This window comes from Sphingobacteriia bacterium, from assembly GCA_017304685.1.
Lineage (GTDB): Bacteria > Pseudomonadota > Alphaproteobacteria > Rickettsiales > 33-17 > JAFKLR01.
In genome coordinates, this window is the sequence record JAFKLR010000007.1 from 1 (window position 1) to 15,121 (window position 15,121).

The 15,121-nt window shown below is 24.8% G+C and carries 13 protein-coding genes; 7 read left to right on the forward strand and 6 right to left on the reverse strand.

Annotated elements, in window-relative coordinates; all coding sequences use genetic code 11:
• From J0H68_09520 to J0H68_09530, 3 genes are all read left to right on the forward strand, one after another.
• Positions 1-891: hypothetical protein (locus J0H68_09520; GenBank protein MBN8828931.1), on the forward strand; the 891-nt coding region annotated here is incomplete at its 5' end.
• 17 nt (positions 892-908) lie between these two features.
• The gene (locus J0H68_09525; protein MBN8828932.1) at positions 909-1,223 is read left to right on the forward strand and encodes a hypothetical protein; all 315 of its coding nucleotides are present in this window, start codon (positions 909-911) and stop codon (positions 1,221-1,223) included.
• Positions 1,224-1,380: 157 nt separating this feature from the next.
• On the forward strand, positions 1,381-1,770 hold the full coding sequence (locus J0H68_09530) for a hypothetical protein (GenBank protein MBN8828933.1): 390 nt from the start codon (positions 1,381-1,383) through the stop codon (positions 1,768-1,770).
• Between the two features lie 307 nt (positions 1,771-2,077).
• Here J0H68_09530 and J0H68_09535 read toward each other — a convergent pair whose 3' ends face one another.
• Positions 2,078-3,064, reverse strand: coding sequence for a hypothetical protein (locus tag J0H68_09535; GenBank protein ID MBN8828934.1), 987 nt, complete (start codon positions 3,062-3,064; stop codon positions 2,078-2,080).
• A 97-nt stretch (positions 3,065-3,161) separates the two neighbouring features.
• Positions 3,162-3,665 carry an NAD(P)H-dependent oxidoreductase gene (locus J0H68_09540; protein ID MBN8828935.1) on the reverse strand — a complete coding sequence of 168 codons (504 nt, stop codon included), beginning with the start codon at positions 3,663-3,665 and terminating at the stop codon, positions 3,162-3,164.
• Between the two features lie 201 nt (positions 3,666-3,866).
• Between J0H68_09540 and J0H68_09545 the strand changes: the two genes are divergently transcribed.
• Both J0H68_09545 and J0H68_09550 read left to right on the forward strand, forming a co-directional pair.
• A complete protein-coding gene (locus J0H68_09545) occupies positions 3,867-4,727 on the forward strand; it encodes a hypothetical protein (GenBank protein MBN8828936.1) in 861 nt (286 codons plus the stop codon).
• Entirely contained in the window at positions 4,724-5,824 is a 1,101-nt protein-coding gene (locus J0H68_09550) for a hypothetical protein (protein MBN8828937.1), read from the forward strand. The genes J0H68_09545 and J0H68_09550 overlap by 4 nt, the downstream gene beginning before the upstream one ends.
• Here J0H68_09550 and J0H68_09555 read toward each other — a convergent pair.
• The 3 genes from J0H68_09555 to J0H68_09565 are packed head-to-tail and all read right to left on the reverse strand — an operon-like array spanning position 5,796 to position 12,413.
• Entirely contained in the window at positions 5,796-7,184 is a 1,389-nt protein-coding gene (locus tag J0H68_09555) for an acyl--CoA ligase (GenBank protein ID MBN8828938.1), read from the reverse strand. The genes J0H68_09550 and J0H68_09555 overlap by 29 nt on opposite strands.
• On the reverse strand, positions 7,174-8,859 hold the full coding sequence (locus J0H68_09560; GenBank protein MBN8828939.1) for a thiamine pyrophosphate-binding protein: 1,686 nt from the start codon (positions 8,857-8,859) through the stop codon (positions 7,174-7,176). The genes J0H68_09555 and J0H68_09560 overlap by 11 nt, the downstream gene beginning before the upstream one ends.
• 26 nt (positions 8,860-8,885) lie before the next feature.
• The gene (locus J0H68_09565; GenBank protein MBN8828940.1) at positions 8,886-12,413 is read right to left on the reverse strand and encodes an ATP-binding cassette domain-containing protein; all 3,528 of its coding nucleotides are present in this window, start codon (positions 12,411-12,413) and stop codon (positions 8,886-8,888) included.
• Positions 12,414-12,476: 63 nt separating this feature from the next.
• Between J0H68_09565 and J0H68_09570 the strand changes: the two genes are divergently transcribed.
• Both J0H68_09570 and J0H68_09575 read left to right on the forward strand, forming a co-directional pair.
• Positions 12,477-13,325 carry a DUF2608 domain-containing protein gene (locus J0H68_09570; protein MBN8828941.1) on the forward strand — a complete coding sequence of 283 codons (849 nt, stop codon included), beginning with the start codon at positions 12,477-12,479 and terminating at the stop codon, positions 13,323-13,325.
• 17 nt (positions 13,326-13,342) lie between these two features.
• Positions 13,343-14,506, forward strand: a complete 1,164-nt coding sequence (locus J0H68_09575; GenBank protein MBN8828942.1) for a phosphotransferase family protein — start codon at positions 13,343-13,345, stop codon at positions 14,504-14,506.
• On the opposite strand, the gene J0H68_09580 is transcribed toward J0H68_09575, so the two are convergent.
• The gene (locus J0H68_09580) at positions 14,456-15,121 is read right to left on the reverse strand and encodes a hypothetical protein (protein MBN8828943.1); all 666 of its coding nucleotides are present in this window, start codon (positions 15,119-15,121) and stop codon (positions 14,456-14,458) included. The two genes, J0H68_09575 and J0H68_09580, sit on opposite strands and share 51 nt — an antisense overlap.

The following is a 15,121-nucleotide window of genomic DNA, read 5'->3' on the forward strand; positions in this document are numbered from 1 at the left end:
GGTTCTATATCAGAATATCAAAAGAACCTTAAAAATGTAGAGAAAGAAATATCCTCTAAAGATCTTAAAACCCAATTGAAGAATATTTTGTTTATAAGAGAAATGTTACCTCATGTTCTAGATGAGAAAAAGCTCGCTACTATTGATATTTATAAATATAAGAACCTCAAGAAGCTTGAAAGCTTGTCTTTATCTGAAGATATTAAACCTGATAAAGCTGTGTCATTTGAGGAATTAAAGGCTTTAATAATAAACTTTAAGAAAATAAAATCATCTTATAATGATATTCAGTATTTCAATAATGAGTTATCTAAAGCTAATGCTAATATTTCTAATATAAATGATAAATATGAAGAAAGTACTCAAATTAGAGATTCAATAATTAATGAATTTAAAGAAACTTTACCAGAACTATTTATAAAAGATCCCTACGCATTAGAGCTTTTAATAAAACATGATAAATACACTAAAACTATAGATAAAATTAAATCTAAGGCAAATAAAGTCTATAATCCTTTATTAAAACGTATATTTAAAATTGGTGATAAAACCGTAGATAGTAAATTAAAGGAATTAAATAAGAAATTTAATGAATTAGCTAGGGTTAACGATATTATTGCGATAACACCAAAAAGACTTGAAACGCAAAATAACGATAAATCTATAGCTGAAGATAAACTGAAAGAAGCTAATGTAATTTGCAGGAATATTGATATTTCTAAAGAAGAGAAAAGAGTAATTGCCGTAATTAATAAAGCTGATATTTCAGAAGATCAAAAGAAAGAACTTGATACTCTTTTTAAAGATATTACAGGAAGATCTGTTTCAAAAAAGTTTGAAAACCCAGAAGATACCGGTTATAAGCCTAACGGGTCTGGGTTTAAGTTTTAATTAACTATAGGAAAATTATGAAAATAAAAAAGATTATTCAAAGTATTATACTAACAATAATTATTTCTTTAAATGCAATTAGTATTACAAACGCATATACAAATGATTCAAAATTTGATGAATTAAACTTTATAAAACATTCTAAAAAACAACCTAATTTGTTAGATAGAATAAATAACTTTTTGGATAGTGCTCTTCTTATAAGTTTATTACTTATAATTTTACTCGTATGTATTTATGTTTTATATATTAGCTTACCTCGTAATCAATTTATATTCAGCACTATATTTCTAAGTATTGGATTTATAATTTATATTTTAACTTTTCTGTAATTTTATAGAATTTAAGCTTCTAGATTTTAACCATCTGAAATTTATAATTAAAAGTTAATATATTATAAAATAACCAATTATTTTATTGATTTGGTTTCTTTTAAGAGTTATATTAATAATTCCTTAAATTATATGATACTTTTAATGGTTATATTATATGCTTAAAATTTCATTTTTAATTCTTACACTTGTATTAGTTGGAAATTGTTCGGATAATTCTACAAAACGTATTAATGAAAAAATATTAGAAAAAACAGTAGATTTAGGTAAGATGACTAAGAAAGATATAGAAATGTTGTTTGGCAAACCTAATGAGATTAATCGAGATACTAAAGAAAACATAGAATATTGGAATTATCAAGTTCAAGATAATAACTCAAGCTTATTTGATTTTAACAAACAAGCTGAAAATTTTCATAAAATCATTCAATTCTCATTTAATAACGATAGCTTGGTAATGAATTATACTATTTTAAAAGCTATTAAAGACGAAAAGTGGAGTAAACCACCTTCAGGGTCTTTATTTAAATACAGATTCAAAAACTAACTGGTAATTTAAAAAATTGCATAATTTACATGTATAACTATATATTAAGCAAAATACATAGCTTTAATTAAAACAATTTGTATTTTATCAGTTATAAATAATGTCATCAGTTGATTTTGAATTAGAATACTGGAGATTAATTTATCTAATAAGCGCTTAATTTCAGGTGTTTCAAGCGATAGTTTTCCATAAGATAAATTATAGGATCTTTATTTTGATAATTTCTCTTTCACTTTTATTTAGCTTATTTATCCAATATCTATAAAATTATTGTTCCCCACGAAAGAACTTAATGATAATTTATTGATTAAAATCTTTTAGAAAGGTTTTTTTCTATTGAATAATTATGAAAGTATCGATTTCTATTAGGAAAGTCTTGGGCATTTATATTGATAGATTTTGATTTAACATTTTTATATCGATGAAAAAGATGTTCATCTTGAAGACTTATAAGTCGATCTAATTCTTCAAAACCTTTTAAATTATAACTACTTTTTGGAATTATTGAAATAGATATACAAAGAATTTTACAAATTATTTCATTAGGTAAAGTATATGAATTGAAATGCGATATTAAGCAGTTTAATCCTTTTTTTGATAATGATTTTATATAATAAGAATAATCCTTCAAAGGTTTAAGATATTTATCTTTAATAAAGCAATATTTTAATATCATTGACTTGATAAGGAAAGAATCAAAAATCTGGATGAAAACTGGGTTACTAGAGGACGTATCAAACTTTATCATCAAAAATTCAATAGGGCCATTATTCTCAATATATTCTTTAATTTCAAATACTTTCTCCATCAGTTTTCCAACCTTTTTGAGAGTGAAAGTTTTATCAAAATCCTTTGTAATATAGTTTTTAAACCAATCTTCGTATAAAGTTTCTGATTTAATATGAAGTCCATTATTTATTGTAAAAAATAATTTTAATAAAAAAGATTTAATAATAATTTTATTAATATTAAAATCATCATTTCGTAATATCGAAAATAAAAGAGGCTTAAAATCGGAAATTCTTATGTTATAAGATTTATATATCTCAAGTAATATATTTCCTAACTCATAATTGTGATTATCTATAATTATTTGTAAACTATAATGTCTGTTTTTATTAAATATTAGGTTAAGATTTATTCCTTGTCTGTTAGCTGTTTCTATAAAACCATAAAGTTGTTCGACTTTATTATCTTTAATAATATATATAAATTTTGATTCAAATAATTCATCTTCAGTTGCAAGAAATTTATTAATATATGAACCTGCAGCTTCTAATAACTTATTTATCATTTTTACCTTCATTTAAATACGGAGTACATATACAATAATTTATTACGGTAAAATATTATAATACAAATAATTATAGTGTACTTCTAATTATAATAATTTATAATTTTAACATTTGTTTAGCTTCTTCTATTTGTTGGAAATTATTAGTTAAAAGTTCTGAATTTTGCCCAGAATAAATAAAACATACTCCTTTAAAATTCATCCCTAAATATCGACAAATTTCTTGAAATATTGCTTCAAGGTTTTTTGGAGGAGATGTGCCAAAACAAGCTAGAACAAATAAATTTTTACCTCTTAATTTTTTACCTAAATCTTGTCTTATTTTTAAAAGGTCTGTGAAGCGATCAAGAAAAACTTTCATTTGACCACTCATAGTGTACCAATATATTGGGGTTGCTAGAATAAAAGTATCATAATTCATTATCTCTTCCATTAAAGTAAGGAAATCATCATGCTTATTCTTATGTTCGTAATCAAAGGGTAAAATATTATAATCATTTAAATCTATTAAACGAATTTTTTCTTCATATACCGTTTGTATTGCCTGCCATGTATTACCTCTGCTCCTTGAACTGCCTAATATTATGATAGGATTATTCATAATATAACCTCATTTAATATTGTTCTAATTAATTTATAATAGTAATTTTAAGTTTTTTAAATATAAATTTAATAATATATTAGTATTCTACGTAGTAGAAAGTATAAATTATATCTTTAACATAATTACTAATTGAAATTACTTTTAATTTAATTAAAATAATATTAGTATTTAATTGTTTATAAATTAAATACTAATATTATGTTAGAAAAAGTTTTAAAAAAATCAATTAAAGAAGGTAATATTGATTATATACGACATTATTATAAACTTTCTAAACTTAATTGTTTTAAATATAGAAACTATTATCCAAAAAAAGGATATACAACAGTACTTCACTTAGCAGCACGTTATAATCAAATTGAAGTTATCCGATTTTATTGCCAGGAAATGAATATTGATATTAATATTCTAGATTCAAACAAAGAAAATATGCTTGCTTCAGCAAAAAAGCTTTCACTAGTAAAAGAATTATATAATTTAGAAATTAACATTATAGCGCTAAATAAAGAGAATAAAGGAATAATTGAAACATCTTTATGTCAAAAAAATTATAGGAAAGCAATGTTTGTAACCACTATATTTTATTTAGTACATAATGTAAATTTACCTTACTTAAAAAATCTCTGGGATCAGCATTTTCGAAAGATAAATTTTGATGAACAAAAGAATCATACAATATTATTTTATCAAAAATTTTTCTTAAATTTAGAAATAGTGCATAGATTAAATTTTAATAAAACAACTAAAGAGCTTATTTCACTAAATTTTAATGAAATAATGAAAATTGCAGGTAAATGTTACAGAAATAATATTGAGAAGGCAGTTAAAATTTTTATAGCTAATAGATATTTAGGGAATTTAATGTTATTGTGTTCAAAAGATATTTATCTAAAATGTTTTTCAAAATCTATGGAGATTGAATTACCAAATGAAATTGTATGGACTATAGCTTCTTATTTAACTTCTTATTCAATTTCTTGGACAGAGTTGAATAGATCATATGTAGAAGCTCGTAAATCATCTAAAATTTTTAAAAATAATAATATAGGATTGAAATGAGTATTTGTGCGATTAAAGGTATAGGTATAGCTACATCATATGGCTTAGGTTTTGAAAAGCTTAAAGATGGATTATTAAATAATTACTCTACTATTAAATATTCAAATTTATATAATAAATTTGTAGCTGAAATTCCTATAAAAAATAATTTTAAAATAAGCACCTATTCATTATTAGAATATGTTATTAATGAAGCTCTAGATAATGCAAATTTAAGCAAAGAAAAATTAAAAGATAAGAATGTATTAGCTATAATATGTACAAGGTCAGGTAAAGTACCACAAAAACTTATTGACTTAACCGTAGAAAGTGAGTGGTTAAAAGATAAAGAATTCTTGATAAAGAAAATATTAAATTTAAAAAATATATATTTTGCTTCTATAAGCGCTGCTTGTGCCACAGTGAATTTTGCAATAAATCAGGCCATTAATTTATTAAAGGATCAGTCTTTATTTGATTATGCTATAATATTAGGTAGTGAATTATTAAATAAATATGAAATAGCTGGAATGGAAGCTACTAAAGCTTTAGGACAATTTCCTGCAAAACCATTCGACAAAGAACGCGCTGGTATTAACTTAGGTGAAGGTGGTGGTGCAATAATAATAGAAAATTACAAAGGGGAAGATAATGCAAAGGCAATTATAAAAGGAGTTTCTACAAGAGTATCTGTTAAAAGCCCTACTCAAACGGACATATTAGCGTTTTCAAATGTTATAAAGGATGTTTTAAAGAACTCGAAAACTAATAGAATAGATATGATCAATGCACATGCAACAGGAACAATAGAAGGTGATTCTGCAGAATGTAAGGCTTTAAATTTATGTGAATTATTAAATGGTGTGCCCGTGACTTCTATAAAGGGCGCCATTGGGCATTTACTTTACTCAGCTGGTTTTCCTTCAATTGTATCAAGTATTATTTTCATGCAAAATAATATAATACCTCCTACAATTGGGTTAGAGAATATCGATACTGAATGTAATATTTCAGCTGTTAATAAAAACCCTATTAATAAAAAAATAAAAAATATACTTATTAATAGCGCAGGATTTTATGGAAACTATTCTAGTATGATATTAAGTTCTCCTGTGTAGAGGAATAACACTGAGACGCTAAATTCTTCAGAGCTATTCTATCGATTTTACCATTCGAGTGATAGGGTAATGATTCAATTATAAAATAATACTTAGGAAATAATTCCTGGTGTAATTTCTCTAAACTCCATTTTTTAATATCTTCGATTATATTAGTATCCTTTGAATTAAGCTTTACAAGAGCAGTTAATTTCTTATGGCCAAGGTCATTCATATCAATATAAGTTACACCGACTTCTTCTATATTTTTATGATTAAGCAATGTTTGTTCAATAGTTTCTGGATTGATATTATATCCATTTACAATTATAATATTTTTTTTTCTTCCTATTATTTTAATATATCCTTCTTCATCTATATTAACAATATCACCAGTGTAAAGCGTTTTATCTGCTATGTTAAAAGTATAATCTCCATTTTCAAATACCCAATATCCTTCCATGATACTTGGGCTTTCAACAACTAATTCACCATCTTTTTCTACCCAAGTCTGTATATTTTTTAAACATTTACCTACACTACCAAACCGAAAATTTTCTAATGTATTAATGGAAATATTAGGGCCCGCCTCAACTTGACCATATCCATCTAATATTGGTTTACCGGTAAGGTTATACCAAAGTTTTGCTAGTTTAAGTGGTAAAATATCCCCTCCACATCCCCAAATTCTAATAGAAGAAATTTTAGAAACATAATTTGGATTTTTTACTAAAAAATTATATAAAAAAGAATAAAATACAGGTGTACTATCATATGCAGAAGATTTAGTTATATTAATAATTTCACATAAATGTTTAGGATTTAAAGTATCTGCTAAAATTAAATCCATTTTATATTTTTCCCACATATGTAAAATACTCAAACCATAAGCACACCATAAGGGTAAGGATATTAAAAGTTTATCATCTGTCAGGTAGTTTAAATGATTAAAAGTGGCTGTTGATTGAAAGTTTATGCCATTATGATTCCAAGCAATAAGTTTAGGCATACCAGTAGTACCAGAGGATCGACAGATAACAGCAACATTATTCAATTCTTTATTATTTAAAAATTTTTTGGATGAAATCTTTATATACTCTAGTTTATTTTCTGTTTCTTTAATAAGTAAAGAAGCTCCAAATTTTTTAGCTTCTTCTTTTGCTTCAAGAGTTTTGTATATTATTAAAGGTATTAGATTTAATTCTCTACACGCTAAATAAACCTTTAAAAATTCTAAATTAGATTTGAAATTAAGGCCTATAACTTCTTTATCATTTACACCTAATGATTTCAATTTATATATTTGATGTTGTACTTCTTGTTGGAAAAAGGGATATAATTGCTCATTCAAATAAACCTTCCCATATCTTTTAAAGCTCATGTCTCACCTCTTCTCCTAAATAATTTTCTTTAATACCTATTGGTATGTCTTGAACGTTTATTTGTAGCTCAATAATTGAAATATTATTATTAAGTGAATTAGTTAACGCTGATTCAATACATTTATTTAATGATTCTAAATCGCTAGGGGAAAAATAAAATGCATCGAGTTGTTTAGCTAATGACTCAAGATTATCTTCTTTTTCGAATTTACATCCTATGGAAATATTTTGGGATTTTTGCGTCAATGCTGGCCATCCGAAACCCTTATTATTGAGAATTATATAAATTATACCTAGTTTTTTTTCAGCTGCCGTAAATAAAGCTGCTCTTCCAAAAGAAAAGGATCCATCACCTGTAACTGAGATTACAATTCGTTCTTTATTACTAATTTTAACCCCTACTGCAACACCTATAGGTAAACCTAATCCTGTATGTTCCCCAGGTGAGAAAAATTTATCGTGTTCACCATTTATGTGAACTGGATAAAAATAAGGCCACATATCGTTTAATCCATTATCAGAAACTAAAGTAAAACCGTTTGGAATTTTTTCCTTTAATAATTTGAATAAAAACCTTACTTTATTGCTTTCAAAATTAATATTATCGGTCAAATAAAATTTTTGTTTATTTTTAACTTTTTGAATTTCCCTTAGCCAATCCTCATTATTGCTTTTATTTAATAATTTAAATTCCTGTATTAATAATTTTAGTGTTTCTTTAGCATCTCCTATAAGTTTATAATCTGCTTTTATGGATTTACCTATATCTTCGGGACAGATGTTAAGTTGTATTATTTTCTTTGATTCAAGTAATGATTTTATCCCTATTAAAACAGTTTCTTCAATCTGACTTCCAATAAAGAAAATTACATCCGAGGTATTTAATAATATTTTAGAAGGAAGAGAAGTATACAATCCAATTAAACCACAGCTTTGATTATGTGTTTCATTAATACTCCCTCGTCCAGAAGCGGTAGTAAAAGCTGCTGCAGAAAGAATTTCAGTGATTGAAGTAAATTCTTCCTTTGCAGAAGAAATCATACATCCTCCCCCTGCAATTAATAAAGGTTTTTGAGCGTCACTTAAGATCTTTGCTATAGTTTTAATATCTTGTATTATAGGAGAATATACATATTTCTTAGTATCTAGCGAAATATGTCCTTCATAATTTGTAAAAATTAAATCATCAGGTATTTCTATATAAACGGGCCCTGGTTTACCGTTTATAGCTATATTACATGCTTTTTGTAAAATGGGTTTTATCATATCGTAAGATTCAACTCGGTAAGCGAATTTTGTTATTGCTGACATGAATCCTACAGAGTTAAATTCTTGAAAAGCTCCAGTATTTTTAAGTGACCTAGACACTCCATTAGAAATAATAATCATAGGTATACATTGAGAATAGGCCTCCAAAATACCCATTGAAGCATTCGCTAAACCTGGCCCTGGATTACATGAAACAAAAACACATTTATTACTTTCTTGGGAAAATCCAATAGCGGCTGCTATAGCCACCCTTTGATCTCTAAATGTATAAGTTTTAAAACCTATTATTTTTGCAGTTGCTTCTAAAAGACCTATACCGTCTCCTACCATTCCAAATAAAGTATTTATACCTGATTCTTTTAATGAATTAGCATATAAATCCCATACATTATCATATGATCTCATTTCAATTTCTCCTTAAAATATTTTTATTACTTAAGATGGTTTAATAGACAAATTTTTTTTTCTTTAATTAAATAAACTCTATCATAATTAATTAATTTCGAATGTTTATGGGTAATTGTAATTACCGTAGAATTAGAAAAATGCTCTTTTATAATATTATCTAGAAGTTTGGAATTTATCATATCTAAAGATGAATCTGGTTCATCTAATAAAATTAATGGTTTAGGGTTTAATATTGCTCTGCAAAAACTCAACAACTGTTGCTCACCTTTACTTAAAACCTGTTTTTCATTAGAGATTTGTATCTCTAAAGGATTGTTATTTATACTTTTAAGTTTTTTTAGTAAATTAACTTGTTCTAATGCCTTGAGAATTATCTCTTCTTCATGTTGATTATAAGGATCAATATTGTTTCTTATATTTGTAGGATATATAATTGGTTTTTGAGGGATCCAGGTAATTAAAGATTCTAATTGAAGTTTATTATATTTCTTAAGTTCTAAATTATTTAGTTTAATTGAGCCCTTATATTCTTTTATAAAACCCATAAGTGTCATAAATAATGTAGTTTTACCTACACCGCTTCTTCCAATTACAGCTATTTTTTCTCCAGAATTAATTGAAATATTTATCTCTTCTAATAAAATTTCAGAATTAGGATACTTTAAACTTACATTATTAAAAGTGAGATTTAATTTAAAATTAGGATAAGTGATTACTCTATTTTCATAATTATTATAATTTATTTTTCCATCTATATTACTATTAAAATTATCTATTCTTTCAAAGCTTCCTATATCATATTTTAATCTAATTATTTCAAGAATGCTTAAAGATAGATGTTGAGTAATCATGAAGGAAGTTGATATTAAAAAACTTGATAAATTTTGTGAATTAGGTGTTTTAAAAAAGATTATAAATAAAATTAATAGACTAATAGTAATAATCCCAGCTAACTCGAGCATAAGCCAATAATAACTATAAGTTCCATTTTTAGTATAAGAAATATTAAGTATATTTATTAACTCATTTATAAATTTTTTATTAAAATAATTTGCAGCGGGTGTATTTCTTATTTGGGAGATATTAATTGAAGATTCATTAATATTTCCTAAAAGTGTGGAGATAGATTTTGCATTGTGATCAGATAAATAGGTAATTTTATATAAATATTTTTTTGCAGATTTATTAATAAACAAAAATGCTAATATATATATAATACTCATTTTAGGTTGATGCAAAATCACATAACCAACTGAACATACTAAAGAAGAAAATATATTCAAAGTAAAAGAATATTGAGAAGGTAGGTCGCAATCTAATTTATTTGTATCATAGGATAATCTATTTATTAAATCACCAGACTTTATTATGGTTTTACTATATAAATCACATTGTAAAAATTTATTTATAATAGAATTAAAAAAATAAGAAGATAGCTTAATAGAATTAAAATATATTTTTTTTCTGATTAAGATATAAATAGTAACTGCGGATATATTTAATACAAAATAAATCAATAAAGCTGGAGTATTACCATAAATGAATTTATTATCATAATAGTAAGACAGCCAATTATTTGAAAATAATTGTAAAATTGAAGGTAATAATATAAGACCTATTAATATTTTATTTGAAAAGATTTTATAAGTATACTGTATTAAAGAAGAAATAAGATTTGAAGAAGATTGGAAATCTTTAATATTCACTACTTCATCAATTTTTACATTCGTATCAGAAATATTTGCTGTTGAAATTGAATTTAAAGCTAGATTAGATTTAATAGAGGTAATAGGATATTTTTTACAAGCCTCAAGGGGGTCCTCGTAAACTTTAAATTCGTTAGAACTTAAAATTATTATTTTGGAAATTCCTTCAATATTATCAATTTGTGAAGTTATGATAATTCTAGTTTTATTCTTAAGGAATTCTTTCATTAACTTATTATATATAATAGAAACGCTATTAGGATCCTGAGAACAGAAAGGATCATCAAATATATAAATATCTGATTCTTTATAACATATTCTGGCAATATTTATTCTTTGTTTTTGTCCCTCAGAAAGATTAATACCATTTTCTTGAATTATTGTTAAATCCCTAAAAGGTAAAAAATCTATATCGTCAACTAAATTTGCTTTTTCTATAACTTCCCTATATCTTTTTTCATCAAATTGCTCAAAAAAAATTATATTATTCTTTATTGAATCATTTATAATTAAGGGTTCTTGACCACAAAGAGCAACTTTACCATTAATCAATACACAATTTGATGAATTATTTACTAATGTATTTATAAAAGTAGTTTTACCTATACCAGTTTCCCCCCAAACAAGTACACACTCTCCAGGATTGATAATTCCTGTCAAATCGTCAGGTAATTTGTAATTAGAATTTGTGGTATACAAGTTCAAGTTAAAATGTTTGACAGAAATACTACCTTTATCAAGATCATAATTTTGATTTTGGTGCTTAATTATTTCATTCGTCAGCCATTCTGAAATAAAAAGGGTTATTCTTTGTGTTGCTACTTTAGAAATATTAAATTCAATAAAACTTCTAGCAAAAAAGTATAAATGATAACGTATTAAAGTTAAAATAGTAATACTAGTAAAAATTTTTGAAATTTGAGCTTCTTTTACTTGTAATAAATATAAAGATACGACAATACATGGAATAATTATAGAAATTGAATTTTGAAGAAAATCCAAAAGAAGTAAAAGTTTAGAACTTTTTTTTATAACATTTTCTTCATTTTCCCTAATGCTTTTAAAATACCTATATGTAAAATGTTCAAATGAACAAATTTTTATTTCTTTAAAAAAATTTTTTAACCAGGTAAGGCAGTTAATTTTACTATCAAGAATGTCTTGAACTTCATTTTGTATTTTTTCAAATTTTTTTTCAGTATTTAAGTTTAAAAATATAAAAATTATTATTATTATTAATGCTACTAATGAAATCCAGTCTACCAAATAATATAATAGCAAGGTGAAAAAGGATATAAAGATAGGACTTATGAACATAATCCCTTTAGACCATTTACCCCCAATATTTTCGCAATCCTTTGCTATAATATTTATTATAGAAATTGAAGCTGGTAATTTAGAAATCTTAAGAGAAATATCATAAATCAATCCTCTAGTAAGTGCAGTTGTTCTACACTGTAATAAAGTAAAATGAAATTTATAATGTACGTATAAAATAATAGTTAAGAGTGGAATTAACGTTAAATTTAATAAAATGACGACTTTATTATATAATGTGCCATAATAAATTAAGTTGATATTTTTTAGACTTATGAATAAGCTTAACGCCCCGCAAAATTCAAATAAACTATATAAAATGAATAAGAAAAGTACTTTTTTATAATCTCTTTTAAAAAAAGAGTTAATAGTATTTAAAAAACCATTTTCTTTAATATTTAATAAAGCTTTTTTTATAGACTCTTCTAAATAAAGAGAAAAAGGGTCCTCATTTAAATGAAAGTTATTTTTAGTATGAAAAATACTATTTTTAGCCCAAAAAAAGAAAAAGTTATATTTTACTTGCATATTATAATAAATGTTTAATTATATATTATGTATTAAACTAATATTTATAAATATTATAATCTAATGAGTAAAGTTTTTTTAATAATATTATTCACTTTTCTAAATTTGTTATATTGTAGGGCTGAAATTATATATCTTCAGCAAATAAAAGATTTGCCATTGCCAAAACCATTAAGTAAAACTCTAGTAGTATTTGACATTGATGAAACTATTATTGTTAATACCTCTATGATTTCTAATGGAACATATAGTGCAAAAGTGTGGATGCAAAGCAAACTAAAACTTTCCAATGACAATTTTACTAAACTGTATTCACATCTTATTACTTCAAATATCTTACCTGAAGAAAAATTAAATATTTATACTCAAATTTGTGATATTGGCGATAAAAATAAAAAACTTGTTGAAAAACATACTCCTTTTATAATTAATAAATTACAGTCTATGGGTATACCTGTAATCGCATTAACATCACGAGTAAATGATGATCCTAATTTATGGTATACGCTAAATAAAATTCAAATAGACTTTTCAAAACCTAAATTATTAAATAATAATGATTTTTTGAAAAAGCTTAAGAAACCTGAAATATTAAAAGCTTCACCCTTTAAACCAAGTTATGAAAAAGGAATAATATTTACTGATCTTGCAAATAAAGCTGAAACTTTAACTCTATTTTTAGAAGCTCTCGATTTTAAGCCCGATTCTATAATATTTGTAGATAATTCCTTAGACCATTGTTTAAATATTGAAGAAACATTAAGTAATAAGTTCAAAACTCAAGTTTATTTTTATACAGCTTCTGAATTACAATTTGATGAAAAAATTGCTTTGATTCAATTTGAAACTTTTAAAAAAAATGGGGTTTTGTTAACTGATGAAACAGCTTATACACTATTATTAAAAAAATAAATTTTTTGGAGGAAACTATGCTTTTTAAAACTATCGCCTCTTCATTTTATAAAAAATATCTTTATAATTATAGTCGAGATTTTAGTGCACATTATTTTAGAGGTAAAAAACTTATGTCAACATTCTCATTAGGAAAATTGAATGAGGTCCCTTCTGATCAACCAGATATAAATCATATAATTGAAAACTTACCCTTCTTTAAAGATTCTTTATCAAATATAAAGGATATAAAGAAGCTTGATGGTTGGTCTAATCATAATTATTTAGTCTCTTTATCAAAAAATAATATTATAAAAAAATATGTTTTAAGAGTTCCTGGTAAGGATTCTGAAAAACACATTAATCGAAATCATGAAGAGCACAATACTAATGTGGTAAGTTCAAACTTAGGCATTTGCCCTAAAAATTTGTATTTTGAAGCTAAAAGTGGCATTCTTGTCAGAGATTTTTTAGAAGGAAATCCTCCTTTGGATGAAGAGGAAAACATTTCTAATGAAAATATAAAGAAAATGGCAGTTACATTAAATAGATTACATAATTTAAAATCACCATTTGCTAATAATATCAATAATCTTTTGATTATAAAACATTATGAAAATATAATTTATAACTTAAATGGACAATTGTCTAATAGATATAAGGATTTATTACAAGAGTTAAAACAATTACAAGAGATATTAAGTCATTACACTCTTCCACTTTCTCCAAGCCATAATGATCCAAATCCAAGGAATTTTCTAGAAACTAAAGATAAATTTATGTTATTAGATTGGGAATATTCTGGAAATACTGATCCTTGTTGGGATATAGCTTATTTATCTACGCACTCAGAGTTTGACGAAAACCAAAATATATTACTTTTAAATGAATATTTTGGAACTTCTGTAGATTTATTTTCTTTTTATAGATTTAATGCATATAAACCAGCTACTGAGTTTATCTTGAGCATATGGATTCGTATGCAAATTCTGGGGAACCATTATCCTGTACCGCTTGAAGAATTAGAAGAATGGGAAGTATTAGGATTAGATAAAACTGAAGAACATATTTCTAATCCTTTATATCAGGAGTCTATAAAGTTCTTAAAGGAAAATATATATAAACAAAAATCAAGTATAAGAGAAAAAATTTCAATCAACGAGATGGAAAAACTTTATACACCTGAAAGAGGAAGTAATTAAACTACAAAAGTAACTAGGAAAAGGCCTAAAATATAATTTAAATACATTCGGATTTTTATAATACTTTGCTAGTTTTTTAAAAGTTGAAGGGTTATCGTAAGGTAAATTAGGAATTCCTTTTCCTAAGGCTTTTAATAAAGCCTCATATTCTGTCCATTTTTGAAAAAAATACCTTTTATCAAATGGATTAAAAAATTGATTTATATCTTCTATAATATTTGGATCTTCTTTTTCTATATCTATTCCTAAAAATTTATTGTAAGAAAATGATATAGCTAAAATATTACCGGATTTACTTAAAGAAAAGTTTAATGTAGAAGCTTGTCCATTTATTTTGATTTCTTCTTTACCATTTTTATTGGAATTTATTTGAATTTCCATTAAATCTTTTTTTTCATATTTAGAAATAAGCAATTTTAAAAATTTCCTTCTATTTATAAAAAGTAATTTATTACACATTGAATTTAATTTCTTTATTCTATCCTCTTCTAGTGAATTGGGGAAATAATTAATTATACTAAACTCTTTACTGTTTAAATTTACAAACCATAAGTGAATTTCTTCTTTCTTAAGTTCAAGATTATGAATATTATGTATAAGATGTTTAAGGTTCAT